We start from the raw sequence: 25,899 nt of genomic DNA, 5'->3' as shown, positions 1-25,899 counted from the left end.
ATAATGAATATCACTGAGTATTGTCAATTGAAAAAAGCAATTTTTTAAATAAATTTTGAACTAAAAACAAAAGAGAGTCATTCGAATTATAGAAGAAGGAACTACAAATTTTTATTAAAAAATAGCATATATCAAGGGATTACGTACACACAAATACATATTGACATTTTCGAAAAGTGTAAGATATATTGGTGATGGGTTTACTTGATTTTGCGAAATTATGGAATAGAGAGGTGGGGAGACAAGCTCGAAAAGAGCTATTTTTTTTAAATTATCAATTGAGAATGATAATCAATTAGTTATATTCTCGTGGGGAGGGACTGCTGTCAAAATGAAGAAGGGGTATTCTGCAATTATTGCTGTGTTTCTGCTGGTGAGTGTGCTGAGCTTTTGGCCAACTTCGTCATCTGTAGGAGCCGCTGCGGCTTCTCCGAAATTGGCGGATGGTACATACACGCTCAAATACAATATTCTCAAGGCAGAAAATGATTCGGTGTCCATGGCAAATGATTATTTTGAAAAACCAGCTAAGTTGTATGTAAAAAAAGGTCAAATGACCATGCAAATTAAGCTGAATCATAGCGAATGGACAACCGGGTTTAAAGTGGATTACAAAGGTAAAATCATTGATACCAAGGTCATCCAAAAGGATGCCAAAGCCGATACTCGCACCGTGCAATTTCCCATTGCGAGTGTCAACAGCCCGTTGATCTCTAAAATCCATGTTACTGTCCCTGCTTACAATTACGATCATGACTATACGATCCGCTTCGCTTTTGATTCCAAAAGCATCAAAAAAGTTGCAGCCGTCCAGTCAGCGAAATCAGCCAAATCTTCCAAAAAGTAAATTGAAGCCATCTTTATCGTTCATAAAATCAACATAAATTCAAGCATAAAAAATTGAGGAGTGTGTGTAGATATGAATATGGTAATGAATCGCTTTGAGCAATTTTCTTTCAAGAAGGCATTCGTAGCACTGATCATGACAGCACTTGTTTTTGCACTGATGGCTCCACTTTCTGCTAAAGCAGCAGCAGCCGACGGCACGTATAACGTAGATTATACCGTTCTGAAGGATCAAACCAATGAAACTTCTCGATTGGACAGCTATCTGACGAAGCCTGCTCAGGTTACGGTAGCTAATGGCAAAAATGTCGTTCGTCTGACTGTGAAAAGCAGCAATCTGATTACGGCGTTCAAAGTAGAGCAAAATGGCGTATTGCAAGATGCGACTGTAGTAAGCACAAATACGGCGAACAACACTCGTGTCGTGGAATTCGAAGTGGCTGACCTGAATGCCAAAGTAAATGCTTACGCTGAAATTACCATCCCAGTGATTGGCTACACAGGCAAGTATGATGTACAACTGCAATTCGACGAAATCTAATCCAAAATAAAACGTAAAAGGAGATTAAAACATGAACATGATTATGAATCGTATGGAGAAATTGTCTCTAAAAAAAGTAATGCTCACTGTATTGATGGCTGCGCTTGTTTTTGTGGTACTAGCCCCATTCTCAGCTAATCAAGCGAACGCGGCTTTGCCTAATGGAACGTATCAATTGCCTTATACCGTTTATAAAGATGGAACCACTGAGCCTTCTTACATGGATACCAATGGTTATGTAAAAAAACCAGCCACACTGATTGTTACAAATGGTCAATACAAAGTGCGAGTAGCTATTACTAAAAGTGCTTGGGTTACTGAATTCAAAACGCAACAAAACGGCCAGTATGTGAACGCGACTGTGGTAAGTACATCGGGTGATACAAGAATAGTAGAGTTTCCTGTAAGTAATTTTGCTCAAAAATTGAACGTTAAGTTGCATGTAAGTGTACCAAAAGAATACACTGGCGGCATTCCTTACGATCACGACTATGTTGTTCAATTCCAATTCGACGACAGTGATATCTAAGGGTTTCTTTTTGAGATAATGATTTTGAACTGAATGCTCATTTGGAGCTTAGTTCCAAAGCTCCAAATGAGTATATTTTAAGTAGGGGGATACATCACCTTGAAAAGCCGATTGAACAAATATATTACGACATTCGCTGCTATTCTAATGTTGTTTTCTTTATTTTCACCATACGCAGGAGCAACACCCGAGGATGAATCCACTTCGTCAAATTTGCCTGACTCAAGCACTACAGTGACTAGTGCTACGTATGCTACTTATGAGTATCCGGTAGAACTGCCCGGTCCATATGTTGAGCCTACGAATGCTATAACAACAACTGAAGCGACTTATGCAGATGGAGAATACCTGATTGATTATAAGCCTTTGCGCAAGACAGTCAGTGGAAGCACCAAGGATTCGAGTTTTAAAACAAATTATACCTACCCTGGAGATTTGATTATTAAAGATGGAAAATACCATTTTTCATTTAAATTTGCAGAGGCTCAAGGGCTTTCGAAATTTCTAGTTGAACAAAACGGGGAAACGGTTCCCGCCAAAATAGAAGTAGATTCCGGAAAAGCTTCGGGAACGGTAAGCTTCGATGTTTATGATTTTCATCAAAATGTAAATACGGAGTTTGGATTTAACAGCAGTTCTCCATGGTATGTAGATACCGATCCGGAGCGTTCAGTGAAGGAATGGATTGAGTTTGATCCTTCCAGTTTGAGACTTAAAAACTCAACCGAGAATCCAACGGTTCCACCAGTGACACCGCCGGTAACGCCTCCTGGCACAGGAGAAAAATTAACTGATTTGGACTTTACCCTCTTGAAAGATGGAACAGAGGAAAAGTCCATGATGGATGGGTATACGGAGAAGCCAGGCTCGCTAATTGAGCGTGGAGGCAAACAATATGCCCAGTTTACGTTAAAGAATAGTAAGCAAATTGATGGCTTTAAGGTAGAGCAAAATGGAGTGTTAACTGACACCTCTATTGTAAGTGAAGACCAGAAAGCGAATACACGAGTTATCGAGTTTGAAGTAAAAGAACTACCAGCCAAGCTGAATGCATGGGTGAGCATCAACTGGCCTGAGTTGGGCTACGTGCATACTTATAATGTAGATCTGCAGTTGGCTTCTGTACCTGTACCAACAACTTTGGCGGATGGAACGTACTCTATTAACTTTGATACTTTGCATGCAACCAAAGATCAGCCATCGGCCATGGCCCAATATCTGTTGTCTCCGGCGACTTTGACGGTATTGAAGGGACAAAAAGAAGTTTCCTTCACCATTAAAGACAGCACTACCGTAACTGAATTCAAAACAGAGCAAAACGGGACATTAACGGATGCAGATATTGTAAGTGAGGACAAGACAGCCAACACGCGTGTTGTGAAATTCAAGGTAGCTGATTTGGACGCAATTTTGAATGCACAGGTCCATGTGAGCACGACTTATCCAGGTGGGGTTTATGAGATGGACCATAAACTTCGTCTTCAGTTCGATAAAAATAGTATCACAGAAAATGGAAGCTCTCCAGAAACGACATCCAATCTGGACTTCACTCTTTTGAAGGATGGAACGAATGAAGTTTCTATGATGGATGGGTATACAGAGAAACCAGGCACCTTGATTGAACGTAATGGCAAGAAGTATGTTCGTTTTACCTTGAAAAAGAGTGAGCAGATTGATGGTTTTAAGGTAGAACAAAACGGAGTATTAACTAATGTTGCTACAGTAAGTGAAGACAAAACTGCGAATACACGAGTTATTGAATTCGAGGTTAAAGAAATACCTGCTAAGTTAAGCGCATGGGTAAGTATCAACTGGCCTGAACTGGGCTACGTGCATACCTATAATGTAGATCTTCAATTGGCTTCTGCACCTACATCACCTAGCTTGGCAGATGGAACGTATGCTATTAACTTTAATACCCTGCATGCAACCAAAGATCAGCCATCCGCAATGGCGCAATATCTGTTGTCTCCAGCGACTTTAACGGTAGCAAAAGGACAAAAGGAAGTTTCCTTTACCATTAAAGACAGCACTACCGTAACAGAGTTCAAGACAGAACAAAACGGGACATTAACGGATGCAGACATTGTAAGCGAGGACAAGACAGCCAATACGCGTGTTGTGAAATTCAAAGTAGCCGATTTGGACGCGATTTTGAATGCACAGGTCCATGTAAGCACGACCTACCCAGGTGGGGTTTATGAGATGGATCATAAACTTCGACTTCAATTTGATAAAAACAGCATTACGAATACTCCAACCCCGGTTGATCCTGGGACGCCAGGCACACCAGGCACGCCCGGAAAGAATTTAGCTGATGGAACGTATTCGATCAATTTCGATGCGCTGCACGCAACCAAAGATCAAAAATCGGCCATGGCGCAATATTTATTATCTCCGGCCACGCTGACGGTATCAAAAGGCAAGTATGAAGCCTCCTTTACCATCAAAGACAGCACCACCGTGACAGAGTTTAAAACAGAACAAAACGGAACGTTGGCAGATGCAGATATCGTAAGTGAGGACAAGAATGCTAATACACGTGTTGTGAAATTCAAAGTAGCCGATTTGGACGCTATTCTGAATGCACAGGTCCATGTGAGCACCACCTATCCAGGTGGGGTTTATGAGATGGATCATAAGCTTCGTCTTCAATTTGACCGCAGCAGCATTACTGCTAAAGGACCGGATAACGGAACCACAACCCCAGTTGAAAATGGCAGATACAGCATTGATTTCTCCGTACTCAAAAACGGAAGCAATGAAATATCTGTGATGGATGGGTATATGCAAAAGCCAGCTACACTGTTAAAACAGTCTGGTAAAAATATCATTCAAATTAAAATGGACAAGAGCAGCTGGATTAAAACGTTTAAAGTAAATGGTTCTGAAGCTCAGGTGGTTGAACAGTCCACCTCTGCAGATACAAGAACAGTACAATTTGAAGTGCCTAATCTTTCAGATAAAGTTACAGTGAATACGCATGTCATCGTACCTGGATTGGATTTGGGTGGCATCCCTTACGACCACGTATATGATGTGCAGTTCCAATTCGAGCCTGCTACCATTCGCAGCTTTGTGGAGCCTACTTCTTCAGGGGCAGCTGATCCTATCGTTAAATTGGATTTCGACAAGCTTGCCAATGGTAAATATGCATTGAAATTCAGCATTGTGCTGCCAGATGGTGTCACAGGATCTGATTCTCCGGCTCAACGCTTCATCACTAATGAACCAGCGCAATTGGTCGTGGAAGGCGACAAACGGTTTGTAGGTCTGAAGCTGCAAAACAGTAATGAAGTTAAGGCGCTGCGCATTTGGGATAACGCAAGTGGAGGTTATCAGGATGCAGAAGTGACCCGGGAAGATGCAGCAAGTAATACGAAGGACGTTCGTTTCAGTGTGAGTGACTTTAAGAACAACGTAAAAGGTCAACTGGTTGTCTACGAAGCTCCTAAAGTGGCAAGTAGCGCGCCGATGGTTTTCAAGGCGGAGGATCGAGTAGAAAAGGTATATGATTTTGAATTTAAATTCGATACCAGTAATGTATCTTATCACAACGAAACCAAAGCAGACAAAGTAGAACAGGGGAAAAATAACTTAGCCGATGGAGAGTACACTGCGAACTTCCGTGTGCTTGCGAACGGAACGGACAAGGATTCTTTGGTGGCTCCATTTGTACAGAGTCTGGCGAAGTTGATTGTGAAAAATGGTAAGGTCAAGGCCCATGTAACCGTAACAGACAATCAGGCTTTGAAATTATTCCAAACGGACTTTGAGGGCCGTTATGCTAATCCAACGATTGTGGCTTCCGACACAAAAGGGGATACACACACAATTGCCTTCGAAGTACCTGATCTGGATAAAAAGCTGAGTGTGTACACACAGGTATATCTGCCTGAGAAGTACATTTTTAATGAGAAATTCGGCGGACAGATTCAATTTGACCGTGCGTCACTTAAAGGTGAGGGAGTTAATGCAGCAACAACTGCAACCGCTACTGAACCGACAGCAGCTTCTACGGACAAAGCAGCAGAAACGACCACACCGGTAGCTGAAGCAAAACCAGCAGTTGAGCAACCAGTTCAAACGGCTTCCGAGAAGCAATACACGATCAATTACAACGTATTTAAAGACAAAACAAATGAAGCGTCCGTTATGGATGGTTATCTCGATAAACCAGCCACATTGATTGAAAAGGGAGACAAGCGTTATATCCAAGTCTCTTTGAAAAACAGCTCTTGGATGCCAACCCTACAAGTGGAGCAAAACGGTACCCTAAAAGATGTGGAAGTGATCTCGACATCCGGTGATACACGTATCGTCCAATTTGAGGTAGGGGACTTGTCCCAGAAAATCAGTGCTTACACACACGTCATTGTGCCTGGTTTGGTCCTTGGCGGAGTACCATATGATCACTGGTATACGGTTCAGTTCCAATTTGATGAAGCAAGCCTAAAGGTGAAATAACCTCAGGTTATGACATCAATAAAGCCTGAATAACAGCAAAGCTTGTATGCGAGCAAGTCTTGGTGCCCCGGCATCAAGACTTGTCAGCATTTACATACCCGAGAAATTGGGACCCACGCTGTTGCTCTATATTTTGAATTGAGGTGATTGGATTTTCATGAAACAGTATGCAGCTTTGGCTCAAAGGAAAACGTTTGGTTTCTATATGTTAATAGGCATCATGATCTTGTTGCTGGCCGGATGTTCCGGGGGAGCACAGGCTGGACAGAACCATAGCGATGGTTCGACTTCAACGGCAGCATCAGATGCAAGCGGAAAGTCGTCTGATGATAAAACAGCAACTCCACGTATTGTGGCGACTACAGTAGCCATTTCTGAAATTACAGATGCGCTGGGCTTGGATTTGGCTGGCAAGCCAACAAGCACCAAAGTATTGCCTGATCGTTACAAGGATGTTTCTGATGTGGGAAATCCGATGAGTCCTGATATGGAAAAAGTAATGTCCTTGAAACCTACAGATGTGCTTTCGGTGACCACACTCAAATATGATTTGGAGCCTAAGTTTAAGGACCTAAACATTAATGCTGAGTTTTTGAATTTTGAAAGCCTTGCGAATATGCAAAAGGAAATTCAAAAGCTGGGAGACCGATTTGATAAAGCTGAAAAGGCGAAAGAGATTAATGGGGCCTTGGATGCCAAAGTTACTGAGATTCAGCAAAAAATTAAAGGCAAGAAGTCTCCTAAAGTACTAATTCTACTGGGTGTTCCGGGAAGCTATCTGGTGGCTACCGAACATTCCTATATTGGGGATCTGGTTAAAATTGCAGGCGGGACAAATGTGGTTCAAGGTGAGAAGGTGGAGTTCATAGCCCACAATACCGAAGCCTTGCAGCAATCCAATCCTGATATCATTTTGCGTGCTGCACACGGGATGCCGGATGAGGTTGTAAAAATGTTCGATGAAGAGTTCAAAACTAACGATATCTGGAAGCATTTCAACGCTGTGAAAAAGGGGCATGTTTATGATTTGCCTGAACCGTTGTTTGGCACCACTGGGAATTTAGCGGCAAGCTCTGCGCTGGATGAGCTGATGAAAATGCTGTATCCTTCGAATTAAAGGAAGCTGATGACATGTCCAAAAAGTTATGGAGCCTTATTGTTGTAATTGTCTTACTTGTCGGTGTCATGCTGTACTCAGCGATGACAGGCAGCCTCAAGGTGAATTTGAGTCAGTTGGTGGCCGGATTGTGGACAGGAACAGATGATCAGGTGAATGTGGTCAAGGATCTTAGACTACCGAGAATTATCGTAGCTGTGATGGCGGGTGCAGCCCTTGCAGTGGCGGGCGTTTTGCTGCAAGCCGTCATGAAAAACCCGCTGGCAGATTCCGGGGTGATCGGCATTTCTTCGGGAGCGGCCTTGGTCTCGCTGATGGCGGTGACCCTCTTTCCCGCGTTTTATTTCTGGATGCCGTTCTTTTCATTTATCGGCGGTGCGTTGGCCTGCCTAATGGTCTACGGATTTTCATGGAAATCTGGCTTGCATCCCATTCGACTTATTCTGATTGGGGTGGCAGTAAACGCCATCTTTTCCGGCCTAGGTCAGTCGTTTAACTATCGGGGCAGTTATGCGGTCACCAGCATTAACCAGGTCACCACCTCAACCTTGTCTATGAAAAAATGGGTAGATGTCGAGGTGATTGTGACTTATGGCGGAATTGGTTTAATTTTGGCCATGCTCGTCTTCTCTTGGTGTAATTTCTTGTCCCTTCAAGATAAAACGGCTAAAAATTTGGGCCTTAACGTGACACGTGCACGACTTTTAATTTCTGTGATAGCAGTGCTGCTTGCAGCAACGGCTACAGCTATCGCAGGAGTGATTGCTTTTATCGGCCTGCTCGTTCCGCATTGTGCCCGCTACCTGGTTGGCTCGGATCATAAGTGGCTGATTCCGTTTTCTGCCTTATGCGGCGGTTTGCTGCTGTTGCTTGCGGATACGCTGGGGCGAACGGTGCTTGCTCCCAATGAAATTCCGGCCTCTATTATTATGGCAGTCATTGGCGGACCATTCCTGATATTCCTGATCAGAAAGGCGGATCGCACCTATGGACATTAAAGATATAACCTTCTCCTATGATCGAAAAACAGATCGTCTACATGCGATCAATGCTGTTATTGAACGGGGACGAATTACTACGATTATTGGGCCCAATGGATGCGGCAAATCGACACTGCTCAATGTGATGTCCAACAATGCCGTTCCTCGCAAGGGCCAGGTGGTTCTGGATGGCAAGGAGATAGCCCACTACAAGCCCAAGGAACTGGCCCGTCAATTGGCGGTAGTTCATCAGCAGAACGAAGCGCCCTCTGACCTGACAGTAGAAAAACTCGTCAGCTTCGGAAGACTGCCTCATAAGAGCATGTTCACATCCAGCCGGGACGAGGACGAGGAAGCAGTCGAATGGGCTATAGCCTGCACCAATCTGGAGGAACGCAGGACACATACACTGGATCAGCTCTCAGGAGGAGAACGGCAGCGTGTGTGGATTGCAATGGCCTTGGCACAGCGAACGCCGATTTTATTTTTAGATGAGCCGACCACCTATCTGGATATGTATTACCAGCTTGAGATTTTGGAGCTTATTCGGCAGCTCAATCAGGAGCACGGACTGACCATCGTGATGGTGCTGCATGATATTAATCAGGCTATTCGGTATAGTGATGTGATGATCGCTATGAAAGAAGGACGCATAATAGCGAATGGTTCGCCTATAGAGGTCGTTACATCCGAACTGATTCAGGCAGTCTATGGTGTGAAGGTAGTCATAAGACAGGACGAGGAGGCGGGCATGTATCTTATTCCGATAGGCGTCGGAGATTCCGAACATTTACACGCACAGAGAGAGTGTAAGGTATCTGTCCTTGAGTTATCTCATTGAATTTAAAACATAAAAATGGTTCTGATCCAGGTGTTTGTCAGGTGACAATCGTGAGGACAGAAGCATTTTTTTATTTTATTTATAAGATATTGGATGAGATTCAGGGGCAGTTCTGCTTAGACTACGGTTCGAATCCGATCTTTTGTGTGTTATACTATTGCCGTCGGTAATTTTGTGTTTAGCACTTTACTAATGATAAGGATGGTATGCTTATATGATCAGTACAAGCGGCGTAACGCTTCGTTATGGTAAACGCCCACTTTTTGAAGACGTAAATATCAAATTTACTCCTGGGAACTGCTACGGCCTGATTGGGGCGAATGGCGCGGGTAAGTCCACCTTTTTGAAAATTCTTTCCGGTGAAATCGAAGCCAATTCAGGTGAGGTTCACATGACACCGGGCGAACGGATGGCTGTCCTCAAGCAGAACCATTATGAATACGATGAATTTCCGGTTCTGGAAACCGTTATTATGGGTCATACGCGTCTGTATGAAATCATGAAGGAAAAGGATGCACTGTACGCTAAAGCGGAGTTTTCCGAAGCAGACGGTTTGCGTGCTGGTGAATTGGAAGGCGAATTTGCAGAGCTGAACGGTTGGGATGCCGAGCCGGATGCGGCTGCATTGTTGATCGGTCTGGGGATTCCGCGTGATCTTCATGACAAAAAAATGGCTGAAATGAGCGGCAATGACAAAGTGCGCATTCTGTTGGCACAAGCGTTGTTTGGTCGTCCGAATAATTTGCTGCTTGATGAGCCTACCAACCATTTGGATCTCGAATCCATTCAGTGGCTGGAGAACTTCCTGATGGACTATGAAGGCACTGTCATTGTTGTATCCCATGATCGTCACTTCCTGAACAAGGTATGTACGCATATTGCGGATATTGATTTTGGTAAAATCCAGATGTATGTCGGAAACTATGACTTCTGGTACGAGTCCAGCCAGCTTGCACTTACACTGGCTCGCGATGCGAACAAGAAAAAGGAAGAAAAAATCAAAGAACTGCAAGCCTTTATTCAGCGCTTTTCTGCGAATGCTTCCAAGTCCAAACAAGCAACTTCGCGTAAAAAGCAACTGGATAAAATTACGCTGGACGACATCCGTCCATCGAACCGTAAATATCCGTTCATTAACTTCAAGCCTGAGCGTGAAGCGGGCAAACAATTGCTGACTGTAGATAGTCTCAGTAAAACCGTGGAAGGTGAGCAAGTACTGAACGAGTTCAGTCTGGTCGTGAACAAAGGCGATAAAATTGCGTTTGTAGGTCCGAACGGTCTCCCTAAAACAACGCTCTTCCAGATCTTGATGAACGAACTGGAAGCGGATAATGGTGAATTTTCCTGGGGGATTACAACGAGCCAAGCGTATTTCCCGAAAGATAACTCCACTTATTTTGAAGGTGTGGATCTGAATCTGGTGGACTGGTTGCGTCAATATTCCAAGGATCAGGATGAAACGTTCCTGCGCGGCTTCTTGGGACGTATGCTTTTCTCAGGCGAAGAAGCGCTTAAGAAAGCAAGTGTGCTGTCCGGGGGAGAAAAGGTTCGCTGTATGCTGGCAAAAATGATGCTGAACGGTGCTAACGTACTGCTTCTGGAAGAACCGACCAACCACTTGGACTTGGAATCTATCACAGCGCTGAACAATGGTCTGATCGATTTTGACGGGACTATTTTGTTCACTTCTCATGACCATCAGTTCATTCAAACCATCGCGAATCGCATCGTGGAAATTACACCAAACGGCGTAATCGACCGTACGATGAGCTATGATGAATACTTGGAAAATGAAGAAATCGCTCAATTGCGTGAACGCATGTATCCGGTAGAAATCGGCTAACATCCGAACCGCTAATTTCAGCAAATAGATAAACGAAAGAGGAGCTCCATCAGGCCATTGCCTTGGCCGGGAGACTCCTCTTTTTTCGTTTTGTGCCATGACCCTTAGCTTACTTGGTTCCGAGAGTGAGTCAAGATAGATCCCGCCTGATCTCGGTACCCTATAAAGTCTATGGAGTGGCTTATGATCCGCCTGTACGACGGCGTTGGTTGTTCGGCTTCTTCGTATTTTGGCTTTTCAGTGTTTTGGTGGAACCGCCTTGAAAGCCGCCCTGCTGTGAAGCGCCGGACTGCTGTTTTTTTTGTGCCAGCTTTTCGCGAATAGCATCTGCGAGATTAATTTTACGTGGTTCCTTAGCATCGCTCATGAATAAATTCCTCCTGTTGCCGCCAGATTCATGTCAATCATGCTGGATTGAAGAAAAACGCGGCTGTGTCCTCATTTTATACGTTTTTAAAAGAAGGGACAAGGGCAACAATGATAACACATCGCTGGAGTGAGGCAAGAGGAGATATGTCTGTTTTTTGCATGAAGGAAAAATTGTTTTGTGTAACCTACAGGGATGGGGCCTGGCAATACTTTTTCATTGTTCCTACAGCGATGTAGAGTGGAAAGACTGTTTCTCTAGACCCACACAAAGTTCGTCTGTTATCCTAAAAATAACAGTTCTCCACAGGCGAATTGTTATTTTTAGGGCAGCTATGCTGCTTGTTTGAGGGGTAGTGTAAGGGCAGCTATGCTGCTTGTTTGAGGGGTAGTGTAAGGGCAGTTGTGCTGCTTGTTTGAGGGGTAGTGTAAGGGCAGCTGTGCTGCTATTTTTATTTCTGGGCAGATCTTTACGCTGCGAACTATCTATTTGAAGGAGTGTCCTCCGTTGTGGTAAATGTCTATGATGAAATACGAAAAGGTGAGCGAGGGGCGTGGGTAAGCATTGCTGCTTATCTTTTGCTGTCCGCTTTTAAGCTGATTAGCGGATATATATTTGCCTCTAGCGCGTTGCTGGCCGATGGATTCAACAATGTCACCGATATTGTGGTGTCGGTTGCTGTATTAATTGGTCTGAGAATTTCGCAAAAACCACCAGATTCCGACCATGCCTATGGACATTTTCGGGCCGAAACGATTGCGGCGCTGCTGGCGTCCTTTATTATGGCTGTCGTTGGTTTGCAGGTGCTGATTGATGGAATCGGAAGCATTTTCAAGGGAGGAAAGCAAATACCGGATATTACCTCTGCGGGTGTGGCTGTGATTTGCGCAGTGATTATGTTCGGGGTGTACCTGTACAATAACAGGCTCGCTCGGCAAATCAACAACAAGGCGTTGCTGGCTGCGGCCAAGGATAATCTATCAGATGCACTCGTCAGTGTTGGAGCAGCAGTGGGCATTATCGGCGCACAGTTCGGGCTGCCGTGGTTAGATACTGTGGCGGCGATCGTGGTAGGGTTCATTATTTGTAAAACGGCGTGGGAGATTTTTAGGGATTCCACACATAGCTTGACTGATGGATTTGATGAGCAAGAACTGTCCGACTTACGGAGTACGATTGCTCTTATACCTGGAGTAGAAGGAATTCGAGACGTTAAGGCACGGGTACACGGTAACCACGCACTGGTGGATGTGGTCATTGAGGTGAATCCGCAACTCAGTCTGATCGAAGGACATCGGATTAGCGACCGGATTGAGGAACGTCTACAAGAGGTTCATAATACGATGCACGTTCATGTCCATGTAGAACCTAAATTATAGATTAATTATTAAATAATTAGTATAAAAAGTGACTTTAGACCTATACCTAAAATGGTGTACACGCTATCTTTTGTGACGTTTGGATTATATCTCTCTTCCTGCTGCTTTTACTATAATGAAGGCATGTCCGGCTATATTCGTCGGAATTATGCTCTTCAAATTCGTAAAAACAGCCAGGAGGTGCAACATTGAGAAGACGCGTGATGGGAATGCTCATGACGTCAGCCGCGCTGTTGGCAGCAATTCATGTGGCGCCGGGTCAGGTTGACGCAGCGGCATCGACTACAGCATCCACAGGACAGAAGGCGGTTATCCAGGCGGCTGTAAAGCTTAGATCTGGCCCTTCCACTACGGGCGATGTAGTCAGCTTTATGAAGCAGGGAGAGGCCGTAACGGTATTGGAGAAAACAAACAACTATTGGTATAAGGTCAAGACTTCTGATGGAGTAACCGGCTACACAAGCAGCTCTGACAAGTACATAAAAGTTGGCGCTACCAGCGTCGCTGCTGCTGTCACCCCGTCCGCCAGCCGTAAAACGGAAGCCTCAGAGTCAGCTAAAACTGTTTCAGCTTCAGTTAAAAATGTTTCAACTAAAGAGGCTCCGGCTTCAGTGAATAGTTCTGCCGGTCAAACGAAAGCTACGATTCAAACGTCCGTTCGTTTGCGGGCGGAGGCATCCACTTCTTCCGAGGTTCTGGGCTATATGAATACAGGGGATGTCGTTACGATTACCGATTCCAGTAACGCGTATTGGTTTAAGATCACCACTGCTGATGGTACAGTAGGCTATGTCAGCTCATCTCCACAATATATTCGTATTGGTGAGGGGGTTGTTGTGCAGCAGCCTGTGGCATCTTCGGCTGCACCCGCTTCAGATACTACTGCTCTACCTGCGGTAGCGTCTCCTGCTTCGACGGTTAGCTTGCTTTCTGGTGATGCAGCGGCCTCAATCGAACAGGTTATTGACACAGGTATGACTTACCTTGGAACACCTTATGAATATGGTTCTGATCGCAACAGTACGGCTACTTTTGATTGCTCGGCATTTACTCGCCAAATTTTCCGTCAGGCTGTAGGGATCCAGCTCCCGGCAGATTCTCGTTCACAGGGTGAGTGGATCAAGCAGAACAGTCAGCCGAATACAGATATGACTACACTGAAGCGTGGCGATCTGCTCTTTTTTACAAATTATAATGCATCTTCCGGGGCGTACACGTCCTTGGATAATTCCTCCCAAACGATTACGCATGTAGCTGTATACTTGGGAGACAACAAGCTTCTCCATACGTTTTCTGTAGCGGCCGGTGGTGTAAAAGTTACGGATTTCAGCAAGCCTTGGCAGGATCGTTTCCTGTTTGGGGGCAGCGTGATCCAATAAAAACGCCGTTCACTGTTAAAAGCTGCATCAAAAAAGGATGTTCCACATCTCTGTTGACCAGGGTGGGAACATCCTTTTTTGATAAGCATATGATACATATCACGTTTGGGTGTAGCTATCATCCAACGTCTATGAAGCTCGTTTTCTTCCGGTAAAAAGTGAAATAACGAATAAGACCAAAAATAGCACAAATAACATTTTGGCTATTGTAGCTGCTACGGAGACGACGATACCAAAAAAACCTAAAATCCCGGCGATCACAGCAAAAACTAAGAATAAAGCCGACCATTTCAGCATGTTCTGTATCCTCCTTTGATTGTATATAATGTGGCATACTCGCGCCCCGATAGAGCGTGGTAGCAGATGACGGTGACTTCTACAGATTAAGTGTGGCTGTGCCATCATTATACGTTGTTTTAAACGGTGCGAGGGCCCGTGAATCATAACCTTTGGAGCACAAGAAGATACCAGTCTGGACGTTGTTTCGTGTCCGAATGTAGAGGGTAACTATGCAGTAATCATAAACATCATCGTGAAAGACGAAAGAGAGGTTACGCTATGTTAACACAGGTAAGCATTTTTATTATTGCTATCGCATTTGCCGTACTCGTTATTTACCTTATTAAGACATTGAAAGCAGCTCAAGGTTCTCTAGATAAGGTAACTCAAACCTTGCAGGAAGTACAAAAGACAGTCGATGAACTAAGTTATGAAGTAAAACAAACGGTTCGACATGCAAATGACATCACCGCAGACGTTGATCATAAATTGAAGCAAGTGGAACCTGTGATGGAGTCGGTTAAAAACCTGGGGGAGGTACTCAGCGAAGTGACGCTGGCCGCCAAGCAGGCTTCAACAGCGTTAATGACACGCCTTCAGAAGTCACGTAGCACTGCGAGCAGCACTTCCGGAACGGAGAAGGCGATCAAGTCAACGGGATCGAACAGACCTTTGACTGCAACAGAGCGGACGGTTCAGAGCTACAATGCCACTTATGGGGAACCTGCGGGCAAGCCGGCTAAGAACTGGCTGGGTTATGTAGACATCGCTGCTGGGGTGTGGCAGAAAATGCGTCAGTAGTATAGTGCTGAACCGTAAACTATAGGAAATTCATTGAAAGGGTGAGAATTATGATGAAGACATTATTACTAGCCGCTGGTTTGCTCACTCCCTTTTCCGGACAGGATACGGTTCAGCAAACCGTCTCCCCGCAGACAGCGGGGCATATGGTAAGGGCTGTTCAGACGATAACTGATCCACATGCTGTGCCAACTGATTTTCATACCTTAAATGGCATATCTCTGGATGATACTCGTGCGGATGTATTGAAAAAACTGGGCAAGCCACTTCGAATTAAGAAGGATAAGCTGCTGCTTTCTACAGAATATCAATACCCGGATGTCACCGTAGGTATGCGTGAGGACGTCGTCTCCTATGTGCATGTAGATCCTGCTGCCGGTCGAATCAAAGTGAATGATAAGTGGCTGCCACTGCAACGGAAAACGCTGGATCAGGAGCTAGGCGGCTCGCAATTTACGGCAGAAGACGGAGAGGTGTATGTGCGCGGGCAGCGGGCGATCAAAGTATTTACGGATAAGACGTCTGACAAGCCAAAGTATGTTGAGTTTTTTGATGAAACGGAGTGGTAATCGATTTTTTTCGAGGCGTGACATCATATGGAAGTTTCAAATGGATGAATGAAGTGTAATAGTCAGAGAAGTCAATCCTTAAAGGAGCGTGAGAAACATGAATCAGACCAATCATAAATCTTATGCCAAGGTGGTAGAGAACGGTGTACAAGCCGTTGAAGCTGTGAATGAGTTGCGTAACACGGGCTATCGTTATGAGGATGTGTTCGTGCTCGCTCATGATCAGGATCGGACGGATCGTATCGCAGATACGGTAGCTGCCAAGGAAATCGGGATTAAAGAAGAGGGCGTTTTTGACTCCTTAGCGAATTTGTTCCGTTCTCGTGGCGATGAGCTTCGTGCTAAAATCACTTCCTTAGGTTTTACCGATACGGAAGCAGATTTTTATGAAAAAGAATTGGATCAGGGTAAAGTGCTGGTTATTGCGAAAAAAGCGTGATTTTCCAGCTCATCATAGGATTAAGCAAACTTAGATTTGAAAAAGAGGATGTTGGCCGCAGCCCAAGTGTTTCGCGTGTCCTCCAAAAACATAGATAAGGAATGGGGTTTTAGCCTCATTCCTTATCTATGTTTTTGGAATGCCTGCTTACGGAAACGCTATTTCTAATTAACAAGGGTGTTGCCCCATAAGCAGGTATAGTATAATACATGGGTTACAGATAAGGAGAGAGCAATGAGAATTCTAATTGTTGATGATAATCCAACGAATGTCATTATTATTCGTGAAATACTAAAAAAAGAAAATTATCGCGATGTGATCTCTGCCAGCTCGGCCGCAGAAATGCTGGAACATTTGGGAATCGGCGACCGTACCATTAGTCTTCGCCCCCGTCCTTCGGATATTGATTTGGTGCTGCTCGATATGATGATGCCTGAAATGGATGGCATTGAAGCTTGCAGTATTGTACAGGAATATGAACATTTAAAAGATATTCCGATTATTATGGTCACCGCTGTAGGCGATTCTAAAAAATTGGCCGAAGCTCTGGATGTGGGAGCCGTTGATTATGTCACAAAGCCGATCAACAAGGTAGAGCTAATGGCGCGAATTCGATCTGCCTTGCGTCTTAAACAGGAAAAAGACTGGCATAAGGACCGGGATCAGCGAATTCAGGATGAATTGAAACTGGCTGCGATGGTGCAGCAGGCGGTGCTGAGTCCTGCCATTCAGGACCCTATGCTGCAAGCGAATGCACTGTACCAGCCTTCCTTTGAACTGGCGGGAGATTTATATTCATGGTATCCGCTAGGAGAAGGGAGATATGCCATCATTTTGCTCGATATGATGGGCCATGGCATTTCTTCTTCTTTGTTTTGCATGTTCATTGCGTCTGTACTCAAGGATACGGTGACCACGTATGTGGAGCCGGAGAAGGTCATACAAGAGCTGAATCGTCGTTTTAATCAACTAGACCTGGGCAAGCAGCTGGTACAGTATTATTTTACGGCGATTTATATGGTGATTGATACTCGTTCACGGCGAATTGACTATGTAAATGCAGGGCATCCTCCCGGCTTGCTGTTCAATCAGGACGGTAGCATAACCAAATTAGACCGTGCGTGTAGTCCGGTCGGATTGTTTGATAAAATTGATGCAGAGATGCACACGATTTATTACGAAGGAACTGGGCATATCGCTTTGTATACAGATGGCTTGCTGGAGACGGTAGAAGGTGAATATGAGGAACAATTGGAGTATCTGACTGCCTGTCTGCGCAAGTATGAGGAATGGAATGAAGAAGCGATGCTGGATGCGTTTTTTCGTAACGAGGGGCCGCAGGATCGCGATGATGATAAGTGCCTGATCTGGATTTCATTGAAAGAGGGAGAGAGCTTGCATGAAAATCAGAAATAAACTGCTGATTGGCTTTGGATCGCTTATGGCGATCCTCCTTGTGCTGACGCTAATCAGCTATGACCGGATGGGGAGCTTGAATGAACAGCTGAACCAGGTTTACCAAGAACGATATGTGAAGGTCCGCAAAACAACGGCTATACGCGGACAGGTGAACGATATGGCTAAAGTCATGGCCAATCTGATCTTGAATCCAGGCTCCTCTGTCAGCGAGGCCAAGCGCGAGATGGATGATATTTCTGCTACTGGAACAAAAGTGCTGGCTAGTCTGCAAACGGATTCCGGTACGAGTGAAGAGCAACAGCAGATTGACCGGGTGGCTGTCGCCTGGAAAGATTATCTAAACTATGAAGAGAGACTCGTTTCCTTATTGGAGCAAGATCGTATTGAGGAAGCTAATGCTTTCCGTAATAGCACGGGTCTGCCTGCTCAAGAGGAGGCAATGGACAGCATTAATACCCTAGCTGTTTTCCAAGACCGGGAAATTGATAACGATATGAAGCAGGCCAATCAGGCTTATGAGGAATCTGTGCAGATTACCACAATCCTGATGGCGGCCGGTCTGATGATGGGCTTACTGGTTATTTTGTGGGTGCTTCCTAGCATTGCCAAAGGTCTAAATACCGTTAACCTCATGATGAACGGTTTTGGCAAGGGAAAGTACAGGGCTATCAGCCGGATGAGTGTGGCCTCCAAAGATGAAATCGGAGAGGTTGCTCGTGTGTTTCAACAATTGGCTGGAGACCTGGATGAAAAAAGGAAATTCGAGCATTCCGTCCTTCAAACGCAGAAGGACCAAACTTGGCTTAATGCCAATACTGCTCGATTGACTGAGCTGTTTCGCGGTGTGAATTCACTGGAGCAGGTTGCTCAGATGTTCATTAGTGAGTTTACACCCATTTTGGGGGGCAGCTATGGAGCCATCTACCTGCAAGGAAAAGAGGTAGAAGACAATCGATTCAAGTTATACGGCTCCTATGCAAAGGTGACTGGCGAAGGCTCGATCAGAGACGCTATCCAGGTGGGCGAAGGTTTGCTTGGACAGTGTGTTCTGGATCGTAAGCCAATCTTGATCACAGAGGCACCTGAAGGATACTTGTCCATTGGCTCCGCCTTAGGAGAAAGTAAGCCAGTTGGAATTATGATTTTCCCTATTATGTTCGATGATGAATGCATTGGTGCCGTGGAAATAGCGTCACTGGACCGCTTCAGTGATCTGGAAACGAAGCTGTTTGCTCAGTTAGTGGAGAGTTTGGGAATCATTTTGAACAATATCAAGGGACGGATGCGGGTTGAGCAACTGTTGCGCGAATCACAAGCACTTACCGAGGAATTGCAATGCCAGTCCGAAGAGTTGCAAACTCAGCAAGAAGAGCTCAAGCGTTCTAACGAGAATTTGGAGCAGCAAACAGAGGAGCTTAAGCGTTCCGAGGAATTATTACAGCGTCAACAGGAAGAATTGGAGCATTTTAATACTGAACTGATTGCTAAAACGAGAGCACTGGAAGAACAGGTTCGAGAAGTGGAAGAAAAGAACGATGAGATCGAACGTGCACGAGCCCAGTTGGAGCAACAGGCGATGCAGCTTGGGATCACAAGCAAATACAAATCCGAGTTTTTGGCCAATATGTCGCATGAATTGCGTACTCCGCTAAATAGCTTGCTTATTCTTTCTCAGCTGCTGTCTGAGAACAAGGAAGGCAATCTCAAGCCCAAACAAGTTGAATATGCACAAACCATTTATATGTCGGGCGCGGATTTGTTGAAAATGATTGATGAAATTCTGGATTTATCCAAAGTGGATGCTGGAAAAATGGATATTAACCATGAAACGGTCCATTTGAAGGAACTGGAGCTGTTTGTAGAACAGAATTTTGCTCCAGTCGCAGCCAAACGAGAGCTTCAACTGCATACCGAAATCGAAGAGAATTTGCCAGATGCTATTATAAGTGACGGTTATCGTCTCAAACAAATTTTACGTAACTTACTGTCCAATGCGTTCAAGTTCACCACGGAAGGTTCTATAAGTTTCAAGGTATCTCGGGCAAATGGAGAGCAGCTTCCGGGTATGCTAAATCCACGAAAATCCTATCTGGCTCTATCTGTACGTGATACGGGCATCGGGATTGCTTCGGATAAGACAGATCTGATCTTCGAAGCCTTCCAGCAGGTAGACGGTACGACTAGCCGAAAATACGGGGGAACAGGGCTAGGGCTGTCGATCAGTCGTGAGCTTTCCAAATTGTTGGGCGGTGCCATTACGGTGGAATCCGAGCAGGGGCAGGGCAGTTGCTTCACACTGTATTTGCCGGAACAAACGCCTACGGAAAAGAATATGGATTCTCATTCGAGAGAGGCGCTTGACAGTACAGATGTACTTCCGGATTATGAGGGTGTCGCTGCTTCAGCGGAAGCAGATCTTCCAATGATTATGCCTGCTGAACGCTTACCTGTGTATCAGATGCCTGTGAAGAGCGGAGTAGAGGACATACATCCGGGTGATGACCGAAACGAGATTACCCCGCAGGATAAAGTGCTGCTGATTATTGAGGATGATATTAATTTTGCGAATATTTTGTACGACATGGCCCGTAGTCGTGGCTTTAAGGCGTTGATTGCTCTCAAAGGAGACGATGGGCTGAACATGGCTCATTCTTATTTGCCAGACGCTATTATATTAGATATTCAGTTACCTGTGATGGATGGCTGGTCCATTTTGGGCGAGCTGAAAGGAAACTCATCGACACGTCATATTCCAGTACATGTGATTTCGGTCATTGATGATGTGAAGCAGGGCTTGATGATGGGCGCGATTGCCTATCTCAAAAAGCCTTCTTCAAAGGAAAGTCTGGATAAGGCATTTTCACATATAAAATCTTATACGGACCAAATGGTAAAACGCCTCCTTGTGGTCGAGGATGACGATAACCAGCGCAAGTCCATTATTGAGCTCATTGACCATGATGATGTGGCCATTACGGCGGTATCGACAGGTAAAGAAGCACTAAACGAGCTGGCCACCCAGCGGTATGACTGCATGGTACTGGATCTGATGCTGAGTGACATGACAGGCTTTGAATTGCTCGACCGCATTCGGGAAAATGAGCAGCTCACCGATCTGCCGATCATTATTTATACAGGCAAAGATCTGGATAGTAAGGAAGAAACACAACTTCGAAAATATGCAGAGTCCATTATTATTAAGGATGTCAAATCGCCGGAACGACTTTTGGATGAGACTACGTTGTTCCTGCATCGGGTGGAGGCAAATCTTCCTGAGGACAAACGTAAAATTTTGCAGAAGCTTTATAACAAGGAAGAGCTGTTTGAAGGCAAAAAAATATTGTTGGTAGACGATGATATTCGTAATGTATTTGCTCTGTCCAGTGTGCTGGAAAGCTATCGTATGGAGGTTACCTTTGCAGAAAATGGAAGGGAAGCTCTGGAAATGCTCGAACAGACGCCTGATTTTGATCTGGTGCTGATGGATATGATGATGCCGGAAATGGATGGATATGAAGCAATGCGACGGATTCGATTAATGCCGCAATTCGAGAAGTTGCCTATTATTGCCCTGACAGCCAAGGCGATGAAGGATGATCGTTCCAAGTGTATTGAGGCAGGCGCTTCCGATTATGTAAAAAAACCGATTCAAACCGAACAGCTTTTATCATTAATGCGGGTGTGGTTGTATTCGTAATCCAAAAAAATGGGTAATATAAATTGACACTTGATTGAGAGCGGTACAGGCAAAACCTATTTAGGAATTGGAGAGAGATTATGACATCGAAGGATATGGCGGATAATGCTGCTAATGAAGTGAAATCGAATGACAATGAGCGGGAAATGATTGAGATTGAGCTGTTGCTGGAAGGTATACATCGGCTGTACGGCTACGATTTTCGCAACTACGCTCTGCCATCGATCAAGCGGCGTATTTATTATCATGCGCAGTCCGAGAACGTAAGCACGATATCAGGACTTCAGGAGAAGGTGCTGCATGATCGCAGCGCCTTTGATAGACTGGTACAGAGTCTTTCCATTCCGGTGACCGAGATGTTTCGCGACCCGGAGCTGTTTTTAATTTTCAGGCAAAAAATCATTCCTATTTTACGGACGTATCCGTATATCCGAATATGGCATGCAGGTTGCTCCACAGGTGAGGAAGTGTATTCTATGGCAATCATGCTGCATGAGGAAGGCTTATATGACAAGGCCCGTATTTATGCGACGGATATGAATAACCTGTCTTTACAACAAGCGAAGGAAGGCGTATATGGGATTGACCGAATGAAGCTGTATACCAAAAATTATTTGGAATCTGGGGGCACACAATCGTTCTCTGAATATTATACAGCCAAGTATGATTCGGTAATGTTTCATCCCTTTTTACGAAAAAATATCATTTTTGCTGAGCACAATTTAGCGACAGACCGGTCATTTAACGAGTTCAATGTTATTTTTTGCCGGAATGTTATGATTTATTTTAACGATGAACTTCGCAACCATGTACATGGGTTGTTTTATGATAGCTTGAGTCATTTTGGTGTGTTGGTGCTTGGGGCCAAGGAATCCATACATTTCACCGATTATAGTGATTCCTACGAGCCGCTGGACCGGGTAGAGAAAATATACCGGAAGATTAAATAGAGATGCTTAGGAGGATTCCATGGGGCTTCATGAACCGATTCATATATTGCTGGTAGATGATAGACCTGAGAACCTGCTCGCTCTTGAGGCAGTGCTGGAGAGTGAACAATATAATCTGGTAAAGGCCACATCTGGGGAAGAAGCGTTGCGATGTCTGTTAAAAGATGAATTTGCACTCGTAGTCCTTGATGTGCAAATGCCGGGTATGGATGGAATTGAGACCGCAAAGTTAATCAAGGCCAGAGAGAAGACGAAGGATATTCCGATTATCTTTATTTCAGCTAACAGCAAGGAAGCGGAGCATTTGTTTGCCGGATATTCAGCGGGCGGTATTGATTATATGGTGAAGCCGTTCATCCCTCAAATTCTCAAGTCCAAAATTGAAGGCTTCGTACAAATGTATCTGACAAACAAGCGTTTGAAAACACAGTCCATGCTGCTGCACCAGAAGACGCAGGAGCTGGAAAAGATGAACAGCGAACTGATAGCCGCCAAGGAGGCGGCAGAGATTGCTGCCAATGCCAAAACCGAATTTTTGGCAATGATGAGCCATGAGATTCGCACACCTATGAACGGTGTCATTGGTATGATTGATCTGCTGATGGAGACAGAGCTGCAAAACGATCAACAGGAATATGCCGATATCATCCGCCGCAGTGCAGACGCGCTGGTCGCGGTCATTAATGATATTCTGGACTTTACCAAGCTGGAGTCAGGCAAGATGGAGGTTGAGGAATATCCATTTGATTTGGTTTCCTGTATCAAGGAAGTTTTCAGCCTGTTTACGGTAGAGGTGAACCGCAAGAATTTGGAACTGGTTTATTTTCTCGATGAACAGCTGCCTCCCGTGTTATATGGTGATATGGGAAGGTTGCGCCAAGTACTGATTAACTTGGTTTCCAATGCTGTCAAATTTACAGACCAAGGCGGGGTATATGTCTTCGCATCGGTTAAAGAGCGTAGCGACAATGGGCTTACGGTTGAGTTTTCTGTAAAGGATACAGGGATTGGTATTGATCCTGCCAAGGTTGGAAGGCTATTTCACCCTTTTTCCCAACTGGATTCTTCAATGACACGCAAATATGGTGGAACAGGTCTAGGACTCGCTATTTGCAAAACCTTAGTGAATATGATGGGCGGAGATATCCGTGTGGATACGAGTGGAGAACAGGGTGTGGCGTTTCATTTTACAATGAAGCTTGGCTTTGCCAAGGAAAATGAACTGGAGGGGGAGTCCAGCCATGATTGGGAAATCCCACAACAGGAGCCCCCAACCCGTAGACCTGTACTGGTTGTGGATGACCATCCCATCAACCAGAAGCTGATGGTCAATATACTGGATAAGCTTGGTTTGGCTTCAGACGTGGCAGCAGATGGGCAACAGGCGCTTGATATGGTCACTGCGAATCAGGATTACGACTATATCTTTATGGACTTGCAGATGCCTGTAATGGACGGCCTGGAGTGTACGGGTAGAGTACGTGAACAGTTGGCGGGGAGATCTCAACCTGCGATTATCGCTATGACGGCTAACGTCATGGAGGGAATTCAGCCCCGATGTATTGAGGCTGGAATGAACGATTACATTAGTAAGCCCGTTAAAATCAGCAGTGTAAAACAGGCGTTGCTCCGGCATTCTCCAGATCATTTTCCAATGCAGCCAGGTAAAGACCGAATCAATGAAGCCTAGCTGGTGTTATTTGACAGGTGTATAAAAAGTTATAACGTGATTCAAACGCTCGTATATTGGGTTAGTATGTAGGGAAATCTTTTTTTGGGAGAGTAGGCCTATGAATACAAATAAAAATGAGAAGTTCAATGCGATCACAGAAACAGCTGATGGTGTAAATACCGTGTATCTGAGTGGAGAATTAGACCTTTCGGTAGCACCTGATTTCCGTCTGGTCATGGAGCCTTTAGTGGGGGAATCCAGCCAGGATTTGATTGTTAACTTGAGAGACCTTAAATACATTGACAGCACAGGCATTGGTATTTTGCTATCCATTTTAAAAGCAAGGCATGGGATGGAGTCCCGGTTTACGGTTCAAGAGGTACCGCCTCAGATTCAAAAACTGTTTGATATGACCGGTATTGCCAAATTCTTTGCCCCCCAGGAGAATTCCCAATAGGAAAGGAAAGAAAAAGAAATGAATGCTCAAATTCAAAAAGTAGTTCTTAATTTGCCGGCCACAGCTGACTTTGTTGATATTGTAAGATTAAATTTATATGGTATTGCCGCTAAAATGGGATTCTCTTATGAGGATATCGAAGACATGAAAGTGGCTGTATCGGAAGCCTGTAATAACTCTGTCCTTTATGCATATGGTCATGAGGGAGGAGTCGTGGAAGTAACATTCGAATTTGACGAAGCTTCGTTGTCCATTCGTGTCAAAGATGAAGGGGAGAGCTTTGAACGTGTGGAGGACCCGTCTCGTATCGCATCCTTGCATGACAAGGAGTTAAATGATGCGCAAATCGGCGGATTAGGCTTTTATCTCATGCAGGCGCTTATGGACGATGTTCAAATCTTGAATGAGACAGGAAAAGGTACCGAAGTGGTGTTGGTAAAGCGTCTGACCAGAAGTGAGGAAAGAGTATGAATGAAAAGGTAACTCCCCCGGAGTCGATGGATGAAGCCGTTGGTCTAATCTGGGAGTACCAGCAAACCAAAGATAACGAAATTGCTACCGTGCTGATCCGCAAGTATGAGCCTATGGTCAAGATGGCTGCCGGGAAGATATCCCGTAACCGCCCGGACTTATACGAGGATTTATATCAGACCGGTCAGATGGCTTTGATACGTCTGCTCCAGCAATACGATATCAGCTTGGGTATCCCATTTGAGCCGTACGCTATGAAAAGTATGCTGGGACATATGAAGAATTATTTACGCGATAAATCCTGGTACATACAGGTCCCTCGCCGTATCAAGGAAAAGGGAGCGCTTGTTCAACATGCGATTGATGAGCTGACCGTCAAATTAGAACGCTCACCCAATGTGAACGAGATTGCGGAGTATTTGGACCTTACCGTTGAGGAAACGATCGAGGTGCTTGCAGGTCGCGAATGCTACCACTATGTTTCACTGGACTCGCCATTATCCCAGGAAGAGAGTGCAGCTACGTTAGGTGAGCTTATTAGCTCAGATGCTAACGATTTTGACACGGTGGAAAAACGGATGGATCTTCAGCAGGCCTTAAGCCAACTGAAAGAGCAGGAACAGAAAGTGCTTCTTCTGGCATTTCAGGATGGTCAATCTCAACGTGCGATTGCGCAGACGTTGGGCGTATCGCAGATGAGCGTTTCCCGTATTCAGAAGCGGGCAACAGAAAAGTTGAAGCAGATTATGTCTAATTCCTCTATTTCATGACAAGATCGCTGAATTCATGGCTTATAATATTTGACGTCCCATCGTAAGGACACGTTATTCCAATTAGGGAAGCGTGTCCTTTTTAT

22 protein-coding genes are annotated in these 25,899 nt (G+C 44.8%); 20 read left to right on the top strand and 2 right to left on the bottom strand.

Annotated elements, in window-relative coordinates:
- Positions 1–331 precede the first annotated feature (331 nt).
- From isdC to C400_RS0103215, 8 genes are all read left to right on the top strand, one after another.
- Entirely contained in the window at positions 332–847 is a 516-nt protein-coding gene (gene isdC / locus C400_RS0103250) for a heme uptake protein IsdC (protein WP_017425961.1), read from the top strand.
- A 72-nt stretch (positions 848–919) separates the two neighbouring features.
- Positions 920–1,387: an NEAT domain-containing protein gene (locus C400_RS0103245; RefSeq protein WP_017425960.1), complete on the top strand. Its 468-nt coding sequence runs from the start codon at positions 920–922 to the stop codon at positions 1,385–1,387.
- 31 nt (positions 1,388–1,418) lie between these two features.
- Complete coding sequence (locus tag C400_RS0103240) at positions 1,419–1,916, top strand: NEAT domain-containing protein (protein ID WP_016820293.1); 498 nt, start codon at positions 1,419–1,421, stop codon at positions 1,914–1,916.
- A 99-nt stretch (positions 1,917–2,015) separates the two neighbouring features.
- On the top strand, positions 2,016–6,383 hold the full coding sequence (locus C400_RS0103235) for an NEAT domain-containing protein (protein WP_017425959.1): 4,368 nt from the start codon (positions 2,016–2,018) through the stop codon (positions 6,381–6,383).
- Positions 6,384–6,540: 157 nt separating this feature from the next.
- Positions 6,541–7,500: a heme ABC transporter substrate-binding protein IsdE gene (isdE, locus tag C400_RS0103230; protein ID WP_017425958.1), complete on the top strand. Its 960-nt coding sequence runs from the start codon at positions 6,541–6,543 to the stop codon at positions 7,498–7,500.
- 14 nt (positions 7,501–7,514) lie between these two features.
- Entirely contained in the window at positions 7,515–8,498 is a 984-nt protein-coding gene (locus tag C400_RS0103225; protein WP_017425957.1) for a FecCD family ABC transporter permease, read from the top strand.
- On the top strand, positions 8,488–9,321 hold the full coding sequence (locus tag C400_RS0103220; protein ID WP_017425956.1) for an ABC transporter ATP-binding protein: 834 nt from the start codon (positions 8,488–8,490) through the stop codon (positions 9,319–9,321). Before C400_RS0103225 ends, C400_RS0103220 begins: the two co-directional genes overlap by 11 nt.
- A 214-nt stretch (positions 9,322–9,535) precedes the next feature.
- Positions 9,536–11,164 (top strand): ABC-F family ATP-binding cassette domain-containing protein, encoded by a 1,629-nt coding sequence (locus C400_RS0103215; protein WP_017425955.1) that lies wholly within the window; start codon positions 9,536–9,538, stop codon positions 11,162–11,164.
- A 181-nt stretch (positions 11,165–11,345) separates the two neighbouring features.
- On the opposite strand, the gene C400_RS0103210 is transcribed toward C400_RS0103215, so the two are convergent.
- Positions 11,346–11,531, bottom strand: a complete 186-nt coding sequence (locus C400_RS0103210) for a hypothetical protein (RefSeq protein ID WP_016820288.1) — start codon at positions 11,529–11,531, stop codon at positions 11,346–11,348.
- Positions 11,532–12,040: 509 nt separating this feature from the next.
- Here C400_RS0103210 and C400_RS0103205 point away from each other — a divergent pair.
- Both C400_RS0103205 and C400_RS0103200 read left to right on the top strand, forming a co-directional pair.
- Entirely contained in the window at positions 12,041–12,910 is an 870-nt protein-coding gene (locus tag C400_RS0103205) for a cation diffusion facilitator family transporter (RefSeq protein WP_017425954.1), read from the top strand.
- Positions 12,911–13,098: 188 nt separating this feature from the next.
- Complete coding sequence (locus tag C400_RS0103200) at positions 13,099–14,289, top strand: C40 family peptidase (protein WP_017425953.1); 1,191 nt, start codon at positions 13,099–13,101, stop codon at positions 14,287–14,289.
- A gap of 129 nt (positions 14,290–14,418) precedes the next feature.
- Here the strand turns inward: C400_RS0103200 and C400_RS26550 are convergent, their stop codons facing one another.
- On the bottom strand, positions 14,419–14,586 hold the full coding sequence (locus C400_RS26550; RefSeq protein WP_013373051.1) for a DUF1328 domain-containing protein: 168 nt from the start codon (positions 14,584–14,586) through the stop codon (positions 14,419–14,421).
- Between the two features lie 261 nt (positions 14,587–14,847).
- On the opposite strand from C400_RS26550, the gene C400_RS0103190 reads away from it, so the two are divergent.
- The 10 genes from C400_RS0103190 to C400_RS0103145 all read left to right on the top strand — a co-directional run bounded on the left by C400_RS0103190 (position 14,848) and on the right by C400_RS0103145 (position 25,813).
- Complete coding sequence (locus C400_RS0103190; RefSeq protein WP_016820285.1) at positions 14,848–15,369, top strand: DUF948 domain-containing protein; 522 nt, start codon at positions 14,848–14,850, stop codon at positions 15,367–15,369.
- Positions 15,370–15,419: 50 nt separating this feature from the next.
- The gene (locus C400_RS0103185; RefSeq protein WP_016820284.1) at positions 15,420–15,938 is read left to right on the top strand and encodes a hypothetical protein; all 519 of its coding nucleotides are present in this window, start codon (positions 15,420–15,422) and stop codon (positions 15,936–15,938) included.
- Positions 15,939–16,035: 97 nt separating this feature from the next.
- A complete protein-coding gene (locus C400_RS0103180) occupies positions 16,036–16,377 on the top strand; it encodes a general stress protein (protein ID WP_013373048.1) in 342 nt (113 codons plus the stop codon).
- 234 nt (positions 16,378–16,611) lie between these two features.
- Complete coding sequence (locus C400_RS0103175) at positions 16,612–17,793, top strand: PP2C family protein-serine/threonine phosphatase (protein WP_016820282.1); 1,182 nt, start codon at positions 16,612–16,614, stop codon at positions 17,791–17,793.
- The gene (locus C400_RS0103170) at positions 17,777–21,493 is read left to right on the top strand and encodes a response regulator (protein ID WP_017425951.1); all 3,717 of its coding nucleotides are present in this window, start codon (positions 17,777–17,779) and stop codon (positions 21,491–21,493) included. Before C400_RS0103175 ends, C400_RS0103170 begins: the two co-directional genes overlap by 17 nt.
- A gap of 80 nt (positions 21,494–21,573) precedes the next feature.
- Positions 21,574–22,443 carry a CheR family methyltransferase gene (locus C400_RS0103165; protein WP_017425950.1) on the top strand — a complete coding sequence of 290 codons (870 nt, stop codon included), beginning with the start codon at positions 21,574–21,576 and terminating at the stop codon, positions 22,441–22,443.
- Positions 22,444–22,462: 19 nt separating this feature from the next.
- A complete protein-coding gene (locus C400_RS0103160; protein ID WP_017425949.1) occupies positions 22,463–24,133 on the top strand; it encodes a response regulator in 1,671 nt (556 codons plus the stop codon).
- A gap of 100 nt (positions 24,134–24,233) precedes the next feature.
- Entirely contained in the window at positions 24,234–24,572 is a 339-nt protein-coding gene (locus tag C400_RS0103155) for an STAS domain-containing protein (RefSeq protein WP_013373043.1), read from the top strand.
- Positions 24,573–24,590: 18 nt separating this feature from the next.
- Positions 24,591–25,043, top strand: coding sequence for an anti-sigma B factor RsbW (gene rsbW / locus C400_RS0103150; protein WP_016820278.1), 453 nt, complete (start codon positions 24,591–24,593; stop codon positions 25,041–25,043).
- Positions 25,040–25,813 (top strand): sigma-70 family RNA polymerase sigma factor, encoded by a 774-nt coding sequence (locus tag C400_RS0103145; RefSeq protein WP_013373041.1) that lies wholly within the window; start codon positions 25,040–25,042, stop codon positions 25,811–25,813. The genes rsbW and C400_RS0103145 overlap by 4 nt, the downstream gene beginning before the upstream one ends.
- Positions 25,814–25,899: the final 86 nt, after the last annotated feature.

It is taken from the genome of Paenibacillus sp. ICGEB2008 (assembly GCF_000307675.1).
Classification (GTDB): Bacteria; Bacillota; Bacilli; order Paenibacillales; family Paenibacillaceae; genus Paenibacillus; species Paenibacillus polymyxa.
The sequence above is the reverse complement of the archived record's forward strand: the minus strand, read 5'-3'. Positions and strand labels throughout refer to the sequence as shown.